The following is a 20,525-nucleotide window of genomic DNA, read 5'->3' on the forward strand; positions in this document are numbered from 1 at the left end:
GGACGGTAGATGAATGCAGCACTCGCTTATGTAATAGTCAAGGGAGTGCACCTTTATTCTAGGGATTACAGAGGAAAATGTAAAAAATAATAAAGATATACTCCCACACTTCCACGAAATTAGAAATTTAAAACAATATTTTAATAATTATCGGCCGCCCTGTTGACCCGTGTGGCATTTGTGATTAAATCAAAACTAGATTATAATGCTTTTGGATAGTAAATATGTGAATAATACTTAATTAAAGGACACTGATAAACATGAGGCCAACAGAAAACGAAAAGGATATCGCAAGCTTTGCCGGCAAACTGCTTCGGGAGAGATTCGGCAAAGGCCCGGAAGCCGCGCATGTGGTAATGCAGGGACCGTTCATCACCATCTACCTGCGGCATTTCCTGAGCCCAATGGAGCGGGTCATTCTCGAGCAGGAGGGCGAACAGGCTGTTTTCCGTCTGCGTGAAAGCATGATGCACAAAATTGTTCCGGAAATTAACGGATACGTGCAGTCGGTCACCGGCCAGGTGTATAAAAACTTTTACCACGACAGCGATTTTAATAAAGAATCGAGTATATTTGTCGGAATCGACGAGAATGCATATGACGGTGAAAATCCGTTTAAAGAATATGCGGGTAAAAAGAAGCTTGAAGAGCGTGTAAGGCAGGTTACTGCAGAGGCAGAAAAGGAACCCGACAAAGTCTTTTCAGGAATGCTGAATAATAAGACTGTTCTCGTGATCCGGGAAGGGCTGCTGATTAACATTGAAAAAGAGTTAGTACAGCAAGGATATGAAGAGCAGCTGAAGGTAACTAAACGCAAGCTGGAAAAACGACTGTTAATAGAAGGGAAGTCGTTTACCTCCATTGCCGGGATGAACATTGCTGACGTGTTTGTTGACTGGGACTTTGAACGGGACCGCAGCGTCATTGTCTTTATTATGAGCGGGTCGGGCTAGAGGCAGGGTGCTCCTCCAGCCAGCCTTCTTTATCAGCCGGCGTATGCCTGAAAACAGTGGACACAGTAAGAGTAGTTCTTTTGAGTGAGTGGCTGCAGGGCAGCTTCTTCCAGCAGGCTTTCCCAGTCCGAGGGCCTGCTGTTGCTCATACAGCGGTCATTAACAAATACCGATTTGTGAATCTTTTGACCGTCGTGATCAATTAAAAATTTCATAAATTAAAAGGATGCTCCTTTCACAAAACAAATAAAAAAAGCCAAAAAGATAAACAGGAGGCAGGTACCTCGTGTCTCTTTTTGGCTTATGGGAAATAGCGCCATTGTCTATCCATTTCCACCGTTTATTTAATTGCTCTTAAGTAATTGCTTCGTATGTACACCCTAAAGGATATGGCGTTTAATTGCAACCATGATAAAAACAGGCAGCAATGCTATTCGCTGGCCGGTGTATCGACTAATCCGGTGAAACGCAGACGGAAAGACGTTTCGTCTTCATCAATATAGCCCCAGGCAATACGATCTTTTTTCCAAAAGATTTTAAATTGGTTACGGTCAACAATTTCAAAGCTGTCGCACTCTGAGATGATTCCAAGCATCTCCAGTTCACGGCAGATTCTCTTTGTCTCTGATAAATACCACATATTCTCCCAGCGAGGGTGCTCAAAACGGCTTGTTATTTCTGCAATAACTTCAATAGAGCCATTCTGGAGAACACGGTACCGGCCGAAGGAAGCTGCTTGATATTCCATGTATTTCTCCCCATTCGTTTTTCTTTTATTATGCATGAAAAACTAGGTAATTTCTACTTTTAAAAAACTCCCGGCCTCGGCCGGGAGTAAAAAGTTTTGGAGAGAAAGTGATGCTCGAATTAAATTTTTGAATTAGAGAAAAGCTGTTTTATTTCCATTTCATGACGACTTTCAGTTTGTTCTGCTCAAAGTAGTAGGAGTCTATTTTTCCATAAGGAACTTTTTTCATAGGTTCAAATACTTCCAGGTGAAAACCTGCCTGCTGCTCTTGAGCAGAGAAATAAGGCGGGCGGTCGAAGATTTCCCTGAATACGTCGTCCGCTTCTAAAGGGGAAATGGATTTTAACGTGAAGTAAAGGGTCCGCTCTGAAGCGTGGGAAGGTTCCAGCAGCATACTGAAGCGGCTCTGGCTGCTGTCATTTTTAACGCCTTCAATACGCAGGACCTGGTCCTGGATATGAACGGCGGAAATATCCACATTGTCCATTTTTTTAACCTGAAGTACCTTCAAAAACATTTTTTCCGTTACTGGAATGGTTACTCCGTTTTCTTTTGCGTCGGTCACTCGTTTTTTAATAGATGAAAAAAGACTCACTATTGATTTCCTCCTCATAAATTGGCTACTTATACACATTCCCGGATAAGCCTGTGAAGGAACGTCTTTTTTAGTTCGGAATAGATTTTTATTCGCTTAATTAAAAAATGAATTTCAGTATAGAAATGGAAGCAGCCGTCCTTAAGGATCTCTGTCCGCTTAATAAAGTTTATTGATTAAACAAACAAAGAATGTTAATGTGGTTTGTTATCGCTTACATAGAGGAAGGAGGGAAGAGTAGCACGTCTACTCAAGTATATGAATTCTAAACGAACGATGTATGTAGTATTAGTTACCATGGTAGCTACACTTGGCGGCTTATTGTTTGGTTATGATACGGCCGTGATTTCCGGAGCGGAGGGGTCACTGCAGACCTATTTCGCTGAAAGCCTGAATCTGAGTCCGTTTATTCACGGAATTACCGTTTCAAGCGCACTTATCGGTTGTATTATCGGGGGTTTGATTTCAGGTTTTTTGGCAAATCGTATTGGAAGAAAATTCACGTTAGTTATAGCAGCGGTTTTGTTTCTTCTTTCCGCATTGGGTTCAGCCTACCCGGAGCTGTTATTCTTTACTGCCGGGGAGCCTTCGATCGCTCTCTTAGTTGTATTTAATATTTACCGTATTATTGGCGGTATCGGAGTGGGGCTGGCCTCAGCGGTTGCGCCGATGTATATTGGTGAAATGGCTCCACCCAATATTCGCGGGAGGCTTGTGTCCCTCAACCAGTTTGCGATTATTTTCGGTCAGTTTGTCGTATACTTTGTCAACTGGGGGATTGCCCGCGGACAAACGGCGGAATGGGTGGATGCTCTCGGCTGGAGGTATATGTTTGCTTCGGAAGCGATTCCAGCTGCTCTGTTTTTACTGTTCATGCTAACAGTGCCGGAGACGCCGCGGTATTTGGTTTCCAAAAACCGGGACGACAAAGCCATGAAGATTTTATCCAGGATCTATGATCAGACGATGGCTAAGGCTACATTCTATGAAATTAATCAGTCATTTGATAAAAGAAAAGAAAAATTGTTCGCCTACGGAAAGCTGATTATTATTATTGGTATTCTCCTGTCGATTTTTCAGCAGTTTGTCGGCATTAACGTTGCGCTGTATTATGCACCGAGAATATTTGAAAGCATGGGAGCGGCAAGAGATGCTTCGTTATTCCAGACCATTATTATGGGGGCCGTCAATTTAATATTTACAGTCATTGCTATCATGACAGTAGATAAATTCGGTCGGAAGCCACTGCTGATTATCGGATCTATTGGAATGACCATAGGCATGTTTGGTGTTTCGGCTCTCGCTTTTACCGGCACAATTGGTATAGCGACGCTTGTATTTATTATCATCTATACGGCTTCCTTTATGATGTCGTGGGGACCAGTGGTATGGGTGCTTTTATCCGAAATATTCCCGAACAAAATCCGCGGTCAGGCTCTCGCTATTGCGGTGGCAGCCCAGTGGGCAGCTAACTATTTTATTTCTTCCACGTATCCAGCCATGATTGAGTTCAGCGGTGGATTAACGTACGGATTTTACGGTCTCATGAGCATATTGTCTGCTTTGTTCGTATGGAAATTTGTCCCTGAAACGAAAGGGAAAACGCTTGAAGAGATAGAGATGGGATTAAAAAAGTAAGAGTATAAAAAAAGAGGCCCGGCTGCCATTAGTGCAGTCCGGGCCTTCTGTATTTTATGCTTCGTTTTCTTCTTTAGGAGCATAATGAAAGTATTCAAAATCTGCAGGCTTGGAAGAAAAACTGTCCTGGCACTGCATACCGACAAAAGCGCCTGTAAAAAAGCCATCGCCCTGGATATGGTCATCCGATAGTTTAGCGGAAGGAAAAGAAATATCCACCGCAGTCCAAGTGTTCCCATCAAATGAATAGGAGAACCAATACTTGTCCATACGTACAGAGACTTTAAGATAAATCGTTTCTACATTGCGTTCAATTTCAATATCGCTGTCTCCAAGCGGCGTGTCAAACTGATAATGGTCATTAGCTAGAAGGGTTAAAATCCTTCCTTTACTTTCATCGTGGGTAATGTAAAAATAAACCCAGTTTTGCGTATTGTAATAGCAGACCATGCCTGCGGACTGCTGAAAATGATCCGGATCAAACTGAACGGCGGTTTCAGCATCAAAATAAAAGTGCTGCCACCTTCTTGCGACAAATGCCTGGGTGAATTTGGACGTCAGGGAGTCTTTACCGTACAGCCGCAAATAGCCTGGGCGGTCTTTAAACGATAACGTATTTTCTTCTAAAGGGATCCGCAGTGTCTGGAAGCTCTTATCCAAATTACCGGTGTTAAAATGACTGTAAACAGGAGACGCTGATTGCTGTGGCTCCTCCGAAAGACCAGGGCCCTCCACGTATAGCGAAGGTTCATTGCCGTCGGCTATGTAAGGCCATTCTTTTTCCCAATAAACCTTTTGAATGGCGGTTTCTCTTCCGAGAGGGCAGAAGCCCCGCGGATCCAATAAAGGTTTTTGTGCCTCTTTTAACGGCCGGCCGGTCAGGTGTACAAAATACCATTCGCCGTTCTGTGTTTCTACAAGAGAGCCGTGCCCCGCTTTCTGCAAAGAGTTTCTCGGATAGGGCCAGGACGTAATAAACGGGTTTTCCGGGTGGACCTCGTAAGGGCCGAATAGTGATTTGGACCGTGCGATGGTAGCTGCGTGGTCAAAGGTAGTGCCGCCTTCCGCGGTAAGCAGATAATACCATCCATTAACTTTATATATATGTGGTCCCTCGGTCAGCTTGATATCTGTACCGGTGAAAATAATCTGCCGCTCACCGATCAGCTTTTCTGCTTCAGCGTCGTATTCCTGCAGAGCAATACCGTAAAAGCGGTGATTGCCCGGCCGGTAATCCCAGACCATATTCAGCAGGTATTTTCTGCCGTCGTCGTCATGATAGAGGGAAGGATCAAAGCCGGAGCTGTTCAAATACACAGGGTCGCTCCATTCACCGTCAATCGTATCGCAGGTGACGAGGTAGTTATGGCCGTCCTTCCAGATGCCGTCGATTTGTTTAATATCTGAATAAATAAGCCAGAACTGATTATCGTGCCAGGAAAGAGCGGGCGCCCAGACGCCGCCTGAGTCCGGATTACCAGCCATATTCAGCTGGGAGGTCCGCTCGAGAGGATGTTTGACGACTTCCCAGTTTTTTAAATCCTTTGAGTGATGAATCTGCACCCCGGGGAACCATTCAAACGTGGAAGTAGCAATATAATAATTCTCTCCAGCCCTGCAAATACTCGGGTCAGGGTTAAAACCAGTCAAAATTGGGTTAGTAATTTGATCATTCACGAAAGTAGCCTCCTTAAATTGGGAACGCTTTCAAAATAGATTGTATAAGCAATAAACTAAATATAACTTAATTCCTGATTCTGCTCAACTATCAATTTGTTTTAAAGCGCAAAAGTGGATGAAAACATAAATTATTGCGAATAGATACCCATAACTTTGTTTAATTAAAAAACTATATAATAACCAAAAGAAAATATATGCTATTATGTACGTAAACCGAACAAAATTGAGACGTAGGAGAAGATAATATGCGCACGGGAGACCAAACTCTGGTAAAGCAAATAAATAAATCAATTGTGCTGACGACCGTTCAGCAGAAAAGCCCAATCTCGAGGGCGCAAATTTCTAAAGATACCGGACTGAATAAAGCTACAGTTTCAAGTCTGATAGCCGACCTGCTGGAGGGCAGACTCGTGGAGGAGATGGGGGCAGGGCTTTCCAATGGAGGAAGAAAGCCGACGATGCTGTTTTTTAATAATAAAGCCGGCTATGCTATTGGAATTGATCTTGGAGTAAATTATGTTCTCGGTATACTGACAGATCTGCAGGGAGCGATCGTTGCTAAAATTAATGAACCGCTGATTTCCATTGATGAAGGGGCTGTGTTTAATAAGGTGGAGGAAGTCATTGAGGACCTTACGGAACAGGCGCCGAAAAGTGCCTATGGGATAGTGGGAATCGGTGTAGGTGTGCCGGGGCTGATCGATAACGAAGGGACCATTTTGTTCGCCCCAAACCTGGAGTGGAAAAATGTGCATTTAAAACAGCATCTGGAGAGAAAATACGAACTGCCGGTATTCATTGAAAATGAAGCAAAGGCTGGTTCGCACGGGGAAAAACGTTACGGAGCCGGCCAGGGCGTTTCGAACTTTATCTATGTAAGTATTGGTATCGGTGTCGGCGCCGGGATTTTTATTAATGACCAATTATACAAAGGCGGCAGCGGTATCTCAGGCGAAGTCGGTCACTTCACCATTGAACCAAATGGAAGGAAATGCCGGTGCGGCAATAAAGGCTGCTGGGAGCTGTACAGCTCAGAAGGCGCTCTGGTGGAAAAGACAGCCCATCTCTTTTCAGACCGGGAAGAAGTAACGACCGAATGCCTGATCGCAAAGGCAAAGGAAAGAAACCTGGAAGTGCTGAACGCTTTTGACCAGGTAGGGGAATATATTGGTATTGGACTTACGAATATTATCAACATATTCAACCCGGAAAAAATTATTATAGGCAACCGTTTTGCAGAATTGGAGCAGTGGCTTCGCAACCCTATCGAAAGAGTGTTTCAGCAGCGGCTTCACGAGGAATTCCGGGACTCTTTCACGTTATCCTTTTCCGAAAACAGCATTTATTCATGCGCGCTGGGCTCTGCGGCTTTTTCAATTGAAACATTTTTTTCAACCAGCAAAGTCACAGTTGTATAAGCATGGAAAGGAGTTTGTCCGATAATGAACAGTAAAATTTATCAAGCGCTTACATGGGTGATGAATTTTGCCTATGTGCAGGTGCTCTGGGTGTTTTTTACGCTGATGGGCGCTGTAGTCGCAGGCGTATTTCCGGCTACAAATGCTTTGTTTGCAGTAGTGCGGAAATGGGTGAGCGGAGAAAGGGATCTGCCGGTTTTTTCTTATTTCTGGAAGGTGTATAAGCAGGAATTTATTCAGTCCAATAAACTTGGGGCGGTAGTCCTTTTTTTACTTGTGCTTGTTTTTCTCGATATTCAGTTCATAGCGGCAAGCGATACGCTGAACTGGCTGCACATACCGCTATTTGTTTATATCCTTTTTGTATTTGTTTTTCTTTTGTATCTGTTTCCATCGTTTGCTCATTTTGACGATAAACTAAGGAATGTTTTAAAAAATGCATTTTTTATTATGCTGACTCATCCCGGTCACTTATTCTTTTTAACGTTAAGCTTGTGTCTTCTGGGGGTTATTTTTTACATGGTGCCGGCATTCGGATTCATATTTGGCATAAGCGCCACGGCGTTTGTTGCTACCGTGGTTAATAAAAATATTTTCAGAAAAATTATAAAAACTTAGTTTGTTTACTGGACAAATGATGTAGGGGGTGTTACCTTAATATTAAGAAAAGGGGGAGGAAATTATGAAAAAGATGAAAGCGGTTACGTTTCTGGCGGCAGGTTGTGCAACAGCGATGGTAATGACAGGCTGTAACTCGGAATCTTCAGGCTCTGGCGATGGCGGCGGGGACGGGGAGCAAAAAACGATTGAATTTATGCACTTATGGCCAGAGGGAAGCTCAAAGGACCATTACGATATTGTAAACGACATCATAGCTGATTATGAAGAGCAGAATCCGGATACTACGGTGGAACTCGAGGTGCTGAGTAATGAGCAGTACAAGGAAAAGCTGCAGGTAACTTCTACATCGGGTGAACTGCCGGATGTGGGCATGACATGGCCGGGCGGTTTCCTTGAGCCTTACGTTGACGGTGAAATGTTTGCGCCGCTCGATGATGTGCTTGATGAGGACGGCCTGCGTGATTCATACGTGGAAGGTACTACGGAAGCGTATGAAATGGACGGAAGTACTTATGGACTGCCGCTCGAACTGAACGTAGCCCAGGTTTTCTATAACAGTGCGATATTTGATGAATACAATTTAGAAGAACCAGAAACATACGAAGAGCTTGAAGAAATTGTAACCACGCTTCAGGAAAACGACGTGGCTCCGATTGCGCTGGGCAACCAGGATCGTTGGACCGGCTCACTCTGGTACATGTATATGGCAGACCGGCTTGGTGAAGACAATCTATTAGACCAGGCAATCAATGGAGAAGCATCCTTTACGGAAGAACCATTGGTAAATGCGGCGGAAAAAACACAGAACCTGGCTTCAAGCGGAGCTTTCACTCAAGGATTTAACGGCCTTTCCGACCAGGAAGCAAAAAGCATGTTTATGAGTGAACAGGCAGCAATGTATTTAATTGCTACATGGGATCTTCCGAACTATACAACGGATGAAAGTGTTTCGCAGGATTTCCGGGATGCAGTTGACTATTTCGACTTCCCAACAGTAGAAGGTAAAGGCAATCAGAACAGCTATGTAGGCGGACCTGGCGTAGGGCTGTTTGTTTCTGAAGAGTCTGACGTAAAAGAAGAGTCTAAAGATTTTGTTAAGTACTTCTCTGAAGAGTGGGGCGAAAAATCCGTCAGTGATGCGGGCGTTATTCCAGCTACGAAAGTAAATACGGATAACGTGGACCTTCCTGATATGTACCTCGAAGTACTCGAAGATTTAAACAATGCTGACAACCTGACGTTGTTTGCGGATGTACAGATGAGCCCGGATGTTGCCGAAACTCACCTGACAGCCATTCAATCATTATTCGGTGAAGAAATTACGCCGGAGGAATTTGCTGAAATGCATGACGAAGCAATAGAAGAAGACGAGTAAATAAAAAAATGAATAAAGGGCATTCCTTCAGGGTTTGCCCTTTATATCATTCATGAATGCATTATGGACGTAAATGCAGAGCTTGGGGGCAAGTGAAATGAATAAAGTTATGTCGAATAAACTCATGATTACGCTTTACATATTCCCAGCTTTATTTCTCATTGCCGTACTTATTATAGTTCCACTCATACTGACCGGCTATTACGGCCTCATGGACTGGAACGGTATCGGGTCAATGACTTTTATTGGCATGGAAAACTACATCAATGCCATTCAGGACGGGGATTTTTGGGACAGTGCATGGCACTCTCTGCTGCTGGCTTTATTTTCAACCTTAAGCCTGGTGGTTTACCTGGCGGTATCCATGATTTTGGCTTCCAAAATCAAAGGTGCGGATTTATTAAGAAAAATTTATTTGATTCCGATGCTTTTGTCATCTGTCGCGATCGCACAGCTGTGGATTAAAGTGTACAACCCGGCAAACGGAATCCTGAATACGATTCTCCGCGGTATTGGCATTGAAAATCCGCCGTCGTGGCTGGCGAACCCGGATGTCGTGCTGTACGCCATATTCATACCGATTCTCTGGCAGTACGCAGGCTTTTATATCCTTATATACTATGCTGCATTGAAAAATATCCCGGAATCCTTGATTGAATCAGCAAGAATTGACGGAGCGAACCCAATGCAGATTGCCTACAAAATTAAGCTTCCTTTAATCATGGGTGTAGTAAAAGTAACCATTGTCCTGGCCATCGTCGGGTCGCTGAAATATTTCGATCTGATCTACGTAATGACCGGCGGAGGACCGAGTGGTTCGAGTGAAGTAATGGCATCGTACATGTATGATCTTGCTTTTAGTACGAATAACTTCGGTTACGGCAGTGCCATCGGCTTTTTACTGCTGATTATCACACTCGTCGTTACGGTTATCATCAGAAAATTAACTGCATCCAAAGAAGATATTCAGTACTAGTTGAAATGAGGTGAACGTTATGGGTCGAATTGGATATATTTTGTTATACACATGTTTGGCACTGGTAGCAGCTTTTCAGATCTTTCCGCTGCTGTGGCTGGTATTGTTTTCTCTTAAAGATAATGCCCAGATCTTTTCAGGTTCCCCGTTTGCGCTGCCGAATGATCCGCAGTTTGGAAATTACCTGAACGTCTGGCAGGGCGGTATAGGGCTATACTTTTTCAACAGTGTGTGGATTACCGGGCTGGCTATTGTACTTACAGTACTTTTTGCCAGTATGGCGACATTTGCGATTACACGTATGAACTGGAAGCTGAATAAATTTGTGCTGGGACTGTTTATGGTCGGGTTGATGATTCCTATTCACTCTGCGCTGATTCCTTTGTTCAGTATGTTTCTCAGCGTGAACTTAATCGATAATCCATTATCAATTGTTCTCACATACACAACGTACAATCTACCGATTACGATTATGATTCTGCTTGGCTTCTATTATACTCTGCCAAGAGAAATTGAAGAAGCGGCAGTGATGGACGGCTCTTCGATTAACCGGTTGTTTTTCACGATCATTTTGCCGATGACAACGCCGGTAATGTCTACCACTGTAATCATTAATATGATCTACAACTGGAACGAATTCGTGTTTGTGAATACATTTATCAGCTCGGATGAATACAAGACGCTGACCGTCGGTATTCAGAATTTCATCGGGCAGTATATGACAGATTGGGGTTCCATCGGGGCAACACTTGTTATCAGTATCATTCCGGTTTTACTGGCTTTTCTGTTTTTCAGCAACAAAGTGGTGGAGGGTATCTCTTCAAGCGCTGTTAAAGGCTGATACACCACAGTAATGATTTTAACTAACAATTAGGAGGATGCATTATGACTGTATTTAACAACGTACCAACTATCAACTTCGAGGGTGCCGCTTCGGCCAATGACTTTTCTTTTAAGCACTATGACAAGGACGCAACCGTCATGGGGAAATCGATGGATGAATGGCTCCGTTTTTCAGTAGCCTACTGGCATACACATACTTTCGGCGGGGAGGATCCGTTTGGCGGGCCGACGATGGAGCGTTCCTATCAGAAATACAGCGGTATGGATCTCGCAAAAGCACGGGTGGAAGCAAACTTTGAACTTCTGAATAAGCTGGGAATCACCCGGTTTGCATTCCATGATATTGATATTGCACCGGAAGGTAATTCCTTAAAAGAAACGTATCAAAATATCGATACAATTACTGCGATGCTTAAGGATAATATGAAAGAACATGGCATCGGTCTTCTTTGGAATACGGCGAATATGTTCGTGGACCGCCGGTTTATGCACGGGGCAGCGACGACAAACAATGCGGATGTTTATGCCTATGCCGCAGCTAAAGTAAAGAAGCAGCTTGAGGTAGCTAAAGAGCTTGGTGCAGAAAACTATGTATTCTGGGGCGGACGCGAAGGGTACGAGACCCTGCTTAATACCGATATGAAGCGCGAAATGGATAACCTGGCACGTTTTTATCACATGGCCGTGGATTATGCGAAAGAAATAGGCTTTGAAGGGCAGATGCTGATCGAGCCTAAGCCACGTGAGCCAATGAAGCACCAGTACGACTTTGATGTAGCTACCGCCTATGCGTTCCTGCAAAAGTATGATCTCGACAGCCATTTTAAAATGAACATCGAATCCAACCACGCCACGCTCGCCGGCCATACGTTTGAACATGAGCTCCGCTATGCGAGAGAAATGGGCATTCTCGGCTCGGTGGACGCAAACCAGGGCGACCTGCTGCTCGGCTGGGACACCGACGAGTTCCCAACTGATATTTACGATGCGACCCTCGCGATGTACGAAATTCTGAAAAATGACGGCCTTGGTACAGGCGGCTTAAACTTTGATGCCAAGGTACGGCGTCCATCCCATAAACCGGAAGACCTGTTTCATGCGCACATTGCGGGAATGGACACCTTTGCGTATGGGTTGAAGGCAGCCTCCCAGCTAATCGAAGACCGTGTATTTGAAAACATCGTGGATGAACGCTACAGCAGCTTTGACAAAGGCGTGGGAAGCGATATTCTTGCCGGGAAAACAAACTTTAAAGAACTCGAAGCCTATGCACTTGAACTCCAGGAGCCGATCGAACATCAGTCGGGTAAACAGGAGCTTATTAAGGCAAAACTGAATCAGTATATTTTAAACGTTAACAATAAAGTAAAAGTTTAAGCAAAGAGGTGCTGGCATGACATACGTAATAGGGGTCGATTTAGGAACGAGTGCAGTGAAATCCCTGCTTGTGAACCGGAATGGGGATGTGACAGCCTCTGTATCAAAATCACTGTCTGTCCAGCAGCCGGCAGCAGGGCATTCTGAGCAGAACCCAGATGAATGGGTGGAGCAGACGAAAGCATCGATTCAGGCACTGCTCGAGGAGACAGGAATAAAGGCAGAGGAAGTGGAAAGCCTCAGCTTCTCCGGGCAGATGCACGGCCTGGTGCTCTTGGACGACAGGGGCCACCCGCTGCGCCCGGCTATACTCTGGAATGACACAAGAACGTCGGAGCAGTGCGAAACGATTCGCCGCACGATCGGGGAGAACGAGCTGATTGAGGCAACACAGAATACAGTTCTCGAGGGCTTTACTCTTCCGAAAATGCTCTGGGTGCAGGAAAATGAGCCGGATGTCTGGAGCAGAGCAGCATCTTTTCTACTGCCAAAAGACTACGTGCGGTACCAGCTGACAGGCAGTATGCAGATGGAACTCTCCGATGCTGCCGGGACGCTTCTATTGGATGTGAAAAGCAAAACTTGGAGTCGTACGATGCGGGAAGGCTTTAATCTCTCCGCCTCGTTCTGCCCTCCGTTGATTGAGTCCCATGAAAGCGCGGGAAGCCTGACGAAGGAGGCGGAAGCACAGACGGGACTGCATGAAGGAGTGAACGTTATAGCTGGCGGGGCTGATAACGCCTGCGGTGCCTTAGGAAGCGGAATAACAGAACCGGGGGAAGGCCTTTTAAGCATAGGGACTTCCGGAGTGCTTCTGGTGCCGGATCACGGCGAAGCGGTTCCGGATGGACGTCTGCATTATTTTAATCACGCGTCAAAGGACCAGTATTATTATATGGGAGTCACTCTGTCCGCCGGGAACAGCCTGCAGTGGGTAAAGGACAACCTGTTTTTTGACGAAACGATTGAACAGCTCGTTGAACGGGCATCACAGGTGCCTGCAGGGGCAGATCAATTGTTGTTCACCCCGTTTTTGACCGGTGAAAGAACGCCGTATATGGACGCAGGGATCAGGGGCAGCTTTATTGGCCTCGATATCCGTCATACGAGAGGCCATATTGTCCGGGCTGTGATGGAAGGGATCACTTATTCTCTAAAGGAGTCTCACGAAATGATCCTTCAGCAGGGCTTTCAGATAGATTCCCTTGTATCCATTGGAGGGGGAGCGAAAAGCTCCTTCTGGCTTCAGATGCAGGCAGATGCTTTCGGATGTCCTGTTCGCAAGCTCGCTCACGAACAGGGGCCGGGACTCGGGGCCGCAATGCTTGCAGCCTACGGTACAGAATGGTTTGCTACGCTTGAGGAGTGCAAAAAAACGTTTGTCAAAGAAAGCGAAACGTTTTATCCGAATCCTGATCAGTCACTGATATATGAACAATCATTTCAGGCATATAAGAAAATTTATGCCCATACATCGCCGTTAAAAATGTCCTGACTTACAGGCAAAAGCCCGAAAAGGCTTTTGCCTGTTTTAATAAAAAAGTAATTGAAGATTGCGATCCGAAACGTTTTGGATTACTATGAAATGGAAGCGGTTTAATGATTCCGAATCGAATTAAAAATATTTAAATGGTTTTGGTAACGCATTCAGTAAGCGTTTAACGACTAAAGGAGGTACGGCATGAACATTACCGTATGGAACGAAAACAGGCACGAAAACAAGAATCCGGACGTTAAAGAGGTGTACCCGAAGGGGATTCACGGTGCATTGGCTGACTTTCTGGGGGAAGAGGCAGACGTTGTACGCACAGCAACACTCGATGAACCGGAGCATGGACTGACAGAGGAAGTGTTAAACGACACCGATGTGCTTTTATGGTGGGGCCATATTGCCCATGACGAAGTAGAGGATGTCATTGTCAGACGCATTCAGGCTCGCGTACTGGACGGGATGGGGCTGATTGTGCTTCACTCGGGCCATCTGTCAAAAATATTCCGAATGTTAATGGGAACAGGCTGTGACCTGAAGTGGCGGGAAGCAGACGAGCGTGAACGTCTCTGGGTCGTAGAGCCTGGCCATCCGATTACTGAAGGGATCGGAGAGTATATTGAAATGCCGAAAGAGGAAATGTACGGCGAACACTTTGATATTCCCGCACCGGATGAACTCGTGTTTATCAGCTGGTTTGAGGGCGGAGAAGTATTTCGCAGCGGCGCAACGTTCACCCGGGGACGGGGAAAGATATTTTATTTCCGTCCAGGACATGAAACGTATCCAACCTACTACAACAAAGACATTCAAACGGTGATTAAAAATGCTGTCCGGTGGTCGGCCCCGAAAAATACACCAGTACCTGTTTATGGTAATGCCAGACCTCTGGAAGCCATCTCGGGTAAAGATACGGAGGGAAAGGACTAATGGGAAAGCTTCAGATAGGCATTATTGGTGCAGGCGGCATTGCCCGCGGGAGGCACCTTCCCGCTTTTCAGCAAATTGAAGATGCTCACGTAGCCGCTGTTTTTGATACAGATCTCAGTAAAGCAGGAACGGCTGCGGAAGAATTTGATATTCCGGCTGTATACGGCACTGTAGAAGAGTTGCTCGCCCACGTTGAAGCAGTCATCATTTGTACACCAAACAAATTTCATGCAGAACTTGCCGTGCAGGCCCTGGAAGCAGGAGTGCACGTGCTTTGTGAAAAACCGATGGCGATGACCACCGCTGAATGCAGGGACATGATTGACGCATCCAGGCGTTCAGGGGCTGTGTTAACGATTGGTTATCATTACCGTTACATGCAGGAGTCCCGTACGGCCAGACAGATGGTGCAGGAGGGCGAAATTGGTGACCCGCTGGTTGTACGCCTTCAGGCGATGCGAAGACGGAAGGTGCCCGGGTGGGGCGTGTTTACGAATAAAGAACTTCAGGGCGGAGGCAGTCTGATTGATTACGGCTGTCATCTGCTGGATTTGGCTCTCTGGCTTCTGGATGACCCACAGCCGGTAGAAGTGAACGGAAGAACATACGACCGTCTGAGTAAAACTCCTGGCCAGATTAATGAATGGGGAGCGATCGATGCTGAAAGCTTTTCCGTGGAGGACCATGTGACTGGCTATATTACGTTTGAAAATGGTATGACGCTGCTCCTGGAGTCATCCTGGGCAGCGAATATAAAAGAAGATAAAGAAGAATTAAGCATTTCCGGGGTGGATGGAGGACTCCAGGTCTTTCCGCTCGAGCTTTACCAGTCAAAATTCGGTTCGATGATGAGTACGGAGCCGCACTTAACAAACTCTGAGCGTGAAGACGTGCTGCAAGCAAAGAATTTCATAGAGGCATGTCTGGGGCAGGCTGAGGTCGTTGTTGAGCCCGAGCAGGCTTTGCGGGTCACCCGGATTATTGAAGCTGTTTATGAAAGCAGCAGAACTGGAAAAAGCGTCCGTTTGGATAATGTGTATGCCGACGAAGTATAAGCATCCATCCGGGTGCTTTTTTTCGTTATTTTAAAGCAATTCTTAATAAATAATTTTTACAATTTTTTTGGGGATGACCGTTTGAATGCACACTCAGAGGGAATGAGAGGATTGTATTATTACAGAAGGGGGACTTACTAATTATGGAAGCAGATCGAAATCGTTGGTTGATGGCTTTATCAGCTGTAGCGATTCATTTATCGATTGGTTCAGTATATGCGTACAGTGTGTACCAGAACCCGCTGAATGATTCACTTGGCTGGAACATTTCCGACGTAACACTCGCATTCACCATTGCAATTTTCTTCTTGGGGATGTCGGCCGCTTCACTAGGTTTTTTTGTGGAAAAATACGGGCCGAGAATCTCAGCTGCCATTGCAGCCGTGCTGTTTGGTGCCGGGACAATGGGGGCCGGACTTGCGGTCCAGCTTGAAAGTCTGCCATTATTTATTGGTTCTTATGGTGTTCTCGGCGGCATTGGTCTTGGTATCGGGTACATATCCCCGGTTTCTACGCTAGTTATGTGGTTTCCGGACCGCAGAGGGATGGCTACTGGCATGGCAGTTATGGGATTTGGCGCCGGGGCGCTGATTACAAGTCCCGTAGCTGAATGGCTCATGAACGCAGTGTCAATACCGGGAGCATTTTATATTCTGGGCGCTTCATACTTCATTCTTATGCTTGCCGGGGCAAGCTATATGAAGAAGCCGCCAAAGGACTGGATGCCTAAAGGCTACAAGAAGGAAGACCTTAAAACAAACCAAAAAGGCGGAGACCTGGCACAGCTTTCAGCCAAAGAAGCACTCCGGACAATGCGTTTTTACCTGCTGTGGCTCGTGATGTTTATTAACATTTCTTCGGGCATCATGCTGCTTGCAGTCGCATCAAACATGACTCAGTCCATCACTGGAACAAGCGCAGCTGTAGCAGCTACCATCGTCGGCGTAATGGGCTTTTTCAACGGAGGTGGAAGGATTGTCTGGGCGTCACTCTCGGACTATCTTGGAAGAACGAACACGTTTACGCTGTTCTTTCTCATTCAGATTGTTGCCTTTTTCCTACTGCCGTTAACGACTAACGTTGTGCTGCTCGCAATTCTCTTATTCATTATTATTACGTGTTACGGTGGCGGCTTCGCCTGTCTACCGGCGTATATCGGTGACCTGTTTGGGACGAGACAGCTTGGAGCCATTCACGGATTCCTTTTAACTGCCTGGGCTCTTGCCGGTGTGGCCGGGCCGACAGCTGTTTCGAGCATCGTTTCGGCAACAGGAAGCTACGTCTTATCGTTCTACCTGTTTAATATTCTTCTGGTAGTCGCCCTGGCGGCTATGATCGTAATGCGATTTAATATTAAAAAGATCAGAAAGAACAAAGAAAAAGAAAGCACAGAAGCAGCGAAAGCATAAAGAAAGACCCCTTTTCCCTGAATAAAGGAAAAGGGGTCTTTATTGTTAGGGGAGTTCATTGCCGGCTGTCTGATAGAGATCATACCATTCTTCACGTGTCAGAGTGATCTCAGAAGCTTTGGCGATACCTGCCAGTCGTTCTGGATTCATCGTTCCGACAATGGTTTGGATGCGGGCCGGATGACGCAGAATCCAGGCAGCCGCTACCGCAGATTCAGTAATGTCGTAGCGCTTGGCCAATTCGCTGAGTTTTTTGTTTACTTCCGGAAATTTGTCATTGCCGACAAAAACGCCTTCCATCATGCCGTACTGAAAAGGAGACCAGGCCTGAACAGTCATACTGTTCAACTGACTGTACTCAAGCAGCCCGCCTTCACGCATCACTGCGGCATCGTTTTTCATATTTACATTCAATCCCTGGTCTATCATGAGGGAGTGCATCAAACCGAACTGCAGCTGGTTGGCAATCAGGTCCTGCTTAACGTGCTGCTTTAAAAGCTCAACCTGCATTGGATGCTGGTTGCTGACACCAAAATGCCGGACTTTACCGGAGGCCTGGAGATTGTCGAACGCTTCCGCGACTTCTTCGGGCTCCATAAGCGCATCGGGACGGTGAAGAAGCAGTACATCCAGATAATCTGTCTGAAGGCGCTTCAGGCTTTCATCGACGGTTTTTAAGATATGGGACTTGGAAAAATCGAAAGAATTCCCACGGATGCCGGCTTTGGACTGAAGAATCACTTTTTCACGGAGGTCATCGTTCATGCCGGCCGCTCTGGCAAAAATGTCTTCAGAATCGCCGCCGCCGTAAATGTCGGCATGATCAAAAAAGTTCACCCCTGCCTCAAGAGCAGTGCGGAAAACTTTTTCAGCATCATCGATAGAAAGCTCATTCATGCGCATACACCCGAGTGCTATATTGGATACGTGAAGAGAACTGCTGCCTAACTGCATTTGTTTCATCTGAGCACCTCTTTTTTTCAGGATAAGAATAGTGTAACATGACGGATGTGCAATAGGGATGATAACGCTGTCAAAAACATGAAAAATGACTTTTACACATAAATATGGTAATTTGTAGAAAAACATTAAAGGATGTCAGACATGAAACGAAGAACAATAAACAGTTATTTTATTCTATTCTGGCTCATTATCGGGATATGGAATATCGGTCTAGGTATAATTGTCGGCCTCGTACTGCAAAGCTATGTATGGGCACTCATTCATGTCTTGGCCGGAGCGCTCTGTTTAGTTATAACGGAAGCAATACGAAGAGGGAAATTACAGGTCAAACAGAAAAAAGAAAATCATTTGCATGAGAGCGACCAGTAATTTTGCACCCGTGGATTCAAAAATAGTTGTAATTTGAGGATTACCCTGCAGACTTTTCGGAAATAGAATATTAGTGATAAACAAAGGGGTGAACATTATATTACAAACCAGAGGGGCAAAAACAATAAAAAATATTATTCAGGACAATGATAAGCCACTGACTAATAAAGATGTCGCCGCTATATTAAAAGATAGAAACAGCATTGACAGTTCTTTTGCGTTAAAAACTATTGATTCGATGGTGGGCAATGGACAGTTGATGCTGATCCGATATGTTGATGCTGGTGTGTATGTAGTAGAAGTGAAATAAATTATGTTAACTGTTTTTATGAGCAGTTAACATAACTCTTTTTTAATAAATGTTTTTTACATAATTTTTCCGCTGCAGTAGTGGAGAAGCCGTATAACCTGTAGAATGGGGAATTACTTTAAAGAAGAGGGTGATGGCAATGAGTTTCGAAGATGAGTTCGTAGCTAAAGCAGTTGAATACCTGGAAGTAAATGAAGACGCAAACATTATGAACGAAGTAAACTGGGAAATTGCCAAGTACTTTAATAATTTGAACAAAGAGATTGGCGAAGTGAAAAATGATTCGTTCAGCAGCTATGGTTCGAAGCACCGCAGCTATATGACTATCGATAACCGTGAATTGCTTTTTGAAACCCGGACAGACGACGACAATTGTCACATTGAAGTAACGCAGAGTACAGATGATACGACGAAAGAGCTCGATGTCATATACGTCCAGAATGGCAGAATGTACAGCCGGGAAGAAGAAAAAGAATTCGATATGGATATCGTCCGGAACCATCTTCAAAATACATTCGGCGATATCCTGGGATTATAGAACGAAGAAGCGCCCGCTGCGGCGCTTTTTTTGACTCGAAAAAATATTAAATAATTAATAGGGAAATAAGTCTTGATTCGACTCGAATGGGTATATTGTCATTAAGGGGGGGTATACGCCATGGGGGTTGTTTATATTGACCGGCATATTCGCCAGGTGCAGGTAATCATTTGTAGTGAAGGGCACATGCTGCATTGCCTTGTTTGGCCGGGGGAAGGGGGATGGGTCGCCGATATACATTCCATGCAGGACAGCGGTTTTCATCCGACGTTTGAGCGGGTTTATTTTCCTGAGAATGAAGAAATTATCCAGCTTGGGCGGCATATATACGTTCTGCGGTAAAAAGGCAGAAGCTCGCAGCTTTCTGCCTTTGACTGTGCTAAAGAGTATTTGGATCCGTATAGCCGATAGGCCCCCTTGATTCGGAATGCTCCACTACAGTAAGAATAAAACGCATAGGAACAAAGATGGTCTTGCTGCCTCCGGAAGTGTTCCTGGCTTTTTCCTGATAGAAGTAGATCCCCGCTTCTTCAATACCGCAGTTCTCCGAAGACACTACTGCTTTAACGTAGCTGGAATGCTCTTCGAAGGTGCCTTCGCTCTGGAAGCCATTCAATTCAAAAAGCGGGATGGCGGAAGGGTCAAAATACACCTCGACGAAATTCGAACTATCTATTGATGATGAACTCATCCGTATTCCTCCTTTCAGTATTTGTTTATCATGATATACCCTGAAACAGTTTAATAAAAGCAGAGGATACAAAAGGATGGCACGAGAATATACATAAATTTTATGAGGTGCACTAATTATTGTAAAATAATGGGTAAGGTAATAGATGTATCAAAGAAAGTGGCGACTATAAACAGCCCAGGCTATGCAAATTAAAAAACAGAAGCCAAAGGCTCCTGCTGTAGTTTATTATTTATGGTGTCCCGTACTGGGCTCGAACCAGTGACCTCCACCCTGTCAAGGTGGCGCTCTCCCTACTGAGCTAACGGAACAAATGATATGGAATGAAGCGACAGAAATAATATACAATAGGAAAAGAACGGTGTCAATCCTTCTGTGGCCAATTTCAGCAGGTAAAGCAGGGATTTATGCTTGCCATTCCATTTCCTCTGGCCAGTGAAGCTTAAAGGCCTTGCTGAAGTCCGGTTTCTGCCGGAGATACTGAAGTCGTATAAGCACCTGCAGCAGAAACAGAAATCTTTATCGATCGCGATACATACCCATAAAA

Annotated in this window: 22 protein-coding genes and 1 tRNA gene; 16 read left to right on the forward strand and 7 right to left on the reverse strand. The window is 45.2% G+C overall.

The genetic code is table 11. The features are described from left to right. Positions 1–260: 260 nt before the first annotated feature. The gene (locus tag ACTRXH_RS01500; protein ID WP_474262642.1) at positions 261–953 is read left to right on the forward strand and encodes a Na-translocating system protein MpsC family protein; all 693 of its coding nucleotides are present in this window, start codon (positions 261–263) and stop codon (positions 951–953) included. 32 nt (positions 954–985) lie between these two features. Here ACTRXH_RS01500 and ACTRXH_RS01505 read toward each other — a convergent pair whose 3' ends face one another. The 3 genes from ACTRXH_RS01505 to ACTRXH_RS01515 form a co-directional block, all read right to left on the reverse strand. Beyond that, on the reverse strand, positions 986–1,168 hold the full coding sequence (locus tag ACTRXH_RS01505; RefSeq protein ID WP_474277091.1) for a hypothetical protein: 183 nt from the start codon (positions 1,166–1,168) through the stop codon (positions 986–988). Positions 1,169–1,383: 215 nt separating this feature from the next. Continuing rightward, on the reverse strand, positions 1,384–1,701 hold the full coding sequence (locus tag ACTRXH_RS01510; protein ID WP_474262638.1) for a hypothetical protein: 318 nt from the start codon (positions 1,699–1,701) through the stop codon (positions 1,384–1,386). Between the two features lie 148 nt (positions 1,702–1,849). Further along, positions 1,850–2,296: a hypothetical protein gene (locus ACTRXH_RS01515; protein ID WP_091610069.1), complete on the reverse strand. Its 447-nt coding sequence runs from the start codon at positions 2,294–2,296 to the stop codon at positions 1,850–1,852. A gap of 258 nt (positions 2,297–2,554) precedes the next feature. On the opposite strand from ACTRXH_RS01515, the gene xylE reads away from it, so the two are divergent. After that, the gene (gene xylE, locus ACTRXH_RS01520; RefSeq protein ID WP_474262636.1) at positions 2,555–3,934 is read left to right on the forward strand and encodes a D-xylose transporter XylE; all 1,380 of its coding nucleotides are present in this window, start codon (positions 2,555–2,557) and stop codon (positions 3,932–3,934) included. A gap of 54 nt (positions 3,935–3,988) precedes the next feature. On the opposite strand, the gene ACTRXH_RS01525 is transcribed toward xylE, so the two are convergent. Then, positions 3,989–5,611, reverse strand: coding sequence for a glycoside hydrolase family 43 protein (locus ACTRXH_RS01525; protein WP_474280272.1), 1,623 nt, complete (start codon positions 5,609–5,611; stop codon positions 3,989–3,991). Positions 5,612–5,859: 248 nt separating this feature from the next. On the opposite strand from ACTRXH_RS01525, the gene ACTRXH_RS01530 reads away from it, so the two are divergent. The 10 genes from ACTRXH_RS01530 (at position 5,860) to ACTRXH_RS01575 (ending at position 17,107) form a co-directional block, all read left to right on the forward strand. After that, the gene (locus ACTRXH_RS01530) at positions 5,860–7,032 is read left to right on the forward strand and encodes an ROK family protein (RefSeq protein WP_474277095.1); all 1,173 of its coding nucleotides are present in this window, start codon (positions 5,860–5,862) and stop codon (positions 7,030–7,032) included. Between the two features lie 24 nt (positions 7,033–7,056). Continuing rightward, positions 7,057–7,650 (forward strand): YesL family protein, encoded by a 594-nt coding sequence (locus ACTRXH_RS01535; RefSeq protein ID WP_474280274.1) that lies wholly within the window; start codon positions 7,057–7,059, stop codon positions 7,648–7,650. A 64-nt stretch (positions 7,651–7,714) separates the two neighbouring features. Next, entirely contained in the window at positions 7,715–9,028 is a 1,314-nt protein-coding gene (locus ACTRXH_RS01540; protein WP_474280276.1) for an extracellular solute-binding protein, read from the forward strand. A gap of 97 nt (positions 9,029–9,125) precedes the next feature. Next, entirely contained in the window at positions 9,126–10,004 is an 879-nt protein-coding gene (locus ACTRXH_RS01545; RefSeq protein WP_474262626.1) for a carbohydrate ABC transporter permease, read from the forward strand. 19 nt (positions 10,005–10,023) lie between these two features. Continuing rightward, a complete protein-coding gene (locus ACTRXH_RS01550; protein ID WP_474262624.1) occupies positions 10,024–10,845 on the forward strand; it encodes a carbohydrate ABC transporter permease in 822 nt (273 codons plus the stop codon). A 44-nt stretch (positions 10,846–10,889) separates the two neighbouring features. Further along, the gene (gene xylA, locus ACTRXH_RS01555) at positions 10,890–12,224 is read left to right on the forward strand and encodes a xylose isomerase (RefSeq protein ID WP_474280278.1); all 1,335 of its coding nucleotides are present in this window, start codon (positions 10,890–10,892) and stop codon (positions 12,222–12,224) included. A gap of 16 nt (positions 12,225–12,240) precedes the next feature. Next, positions 12,241–13,719 (forward strand): xylulokinase, encoded by a 1,479-nt coding sequence (xylB, locus tag ACTRXH_RS01560; protein WP_474280280.1) that lies wholly within the window; start codon positions 12,241–12,243, stop codon positions 13,717–13,719. Between the two features lie 186 nt (positions 13,720–13,905). After that, on the forward strand, positions 13,906–14,643 hold the full coding sequence (locus tag ACTRXH_RS01565) for a ThuA domain-containing protein (RefSeq protein WP_474262618.1): 738 nt from the start codon (positions 13,906–13,908) through the stop codon (positions 14,641–14,643). Continuing rightward, a complete protein-coding gene (locus tag ACTRXH_RS01570; RefSeq protein WP_474280282.1) occupies positions 14,643–15,698 on the forward strand; it encodes a Gfo/Idh/MocA family protein in 1,056 nt (351 codons plus the stop codon). Before ACTRXH_RS01565 ends, ACTRXH_RS01570 begins: the two co-directional genes overlap by 1 nt. A gap of 143 nt (positions 15,699–15,841) precedes the next feature. Next, positions 15,842–17,107, forward strand: coding sequence for an L-lactate MFS transporter (locus ACTRXH_RS01575; protein WP_474280284.1), 1,266 nt, complete (start codon positions 15,842–15,844; stop codon positions 17,105–17,107). A gap of 45 nt (positions 17,108–17,152) precedes the next feature. Here the strand turns inward: ACTRXH_RS01575 and ACTRXH_RS01580 are convergent, their stop codons facing one another. After that, positions 17,153–18,070, reverse strand: coding sequence for an aldo/keto reductase (locus tag ACTRXH_RS01580; protein WP_474280286.1), 918 nt, complete (start codon positions 18,068–18,070; stop codon positions 17,153–17,155). 141 nt (positions 18,071–18,211) lie between these two features. Here ACTRXH_RS01580 and ACTRXH_RS01585 point away from each other — a divergent pair, with 141 nt between their 5' ends. From ACTRXH_RS01585 to ACTRXH_RS01600, 4 genes are all read left to right on the forward strand, one after another. Continuing rightward, entirely contained in the window at positions 18,212–18,439 is a 228-nt protein-coding gene (locus ACTRXH_RS01585; protein WP_474262610.1) for a hypothetical protein, read from the forward strand. Between the two features lie 73 nt (positions 18,440–18,512). Continuing rightward, positions 18,513–18,749: a hypothetical protein gene (locus ACTRXH_RS01590; protein WP_474280288.1), complete on the forward strand. Its 237-nt coding sequence runs from the start codon at positions 18,513–18,515 to the stop codon at positions 18,747–18,749. 139 nt (positions 18,750–18,888) lie between these two features. Next, positions 18,889–19,287, forward strand: coding sequence for a DUF3942 family protein (locus tag ACTRXH_RS01595; RefSeq protein ID WP_474262608.1), 399 nt, complete (start codon positions 18,889–18,891; stop codon positions 19,285–19,287). A gap of 120 nt (positions 19,288–19,407) precedes the next feature. Next, positions 19,408–19,629 carry a hypothetical protein gene (locus ACTRXH_RS01600; RefSeq protein ID WP_322524533.1) on the forward strand — a complete coding sequence of 74 codons (222 nt, stop codon included), beginning with the start codon at positions 19,408–19,410 and terminating at the stop codon, positions 19,627–19,629. Between the two features lie 37 nt (positions 19,630–19,666). Here ACTRXH_RS01600 and ACTRXH_RS01605 read toward each other — a convergent pair whose 3' ends face one another. Together ACTRXH_RS01605 and ACTRXH_RS01610 are read right to left on the reverse strand one after the other, a co-directional pair. Next, the gene (locus ACTRXH_RS01605) at positions 19,667–19,978 is read right to left on the reverse strand and encodes a hypothetical protein (RefSeq protein WP_474277113.1); all 312 of its coding nucleotides are present in this window, start codon (positions 19,976–19,978) and stop codon (positions 19,667–19,669) included. Between the two features lie 235 nt (positions 19,979–20,213). Next, positions 20,214–20,289: transfer RNA gene (locus ACTRXH_RS01610), tRNA-Val, on the reverse strand. Positions 20,290–20,525: the final 236 nt, after the last annotated feature.

Source organism: Marinococcus sp. LNHM5E3-2.1 (assembly GCF_056034365.1).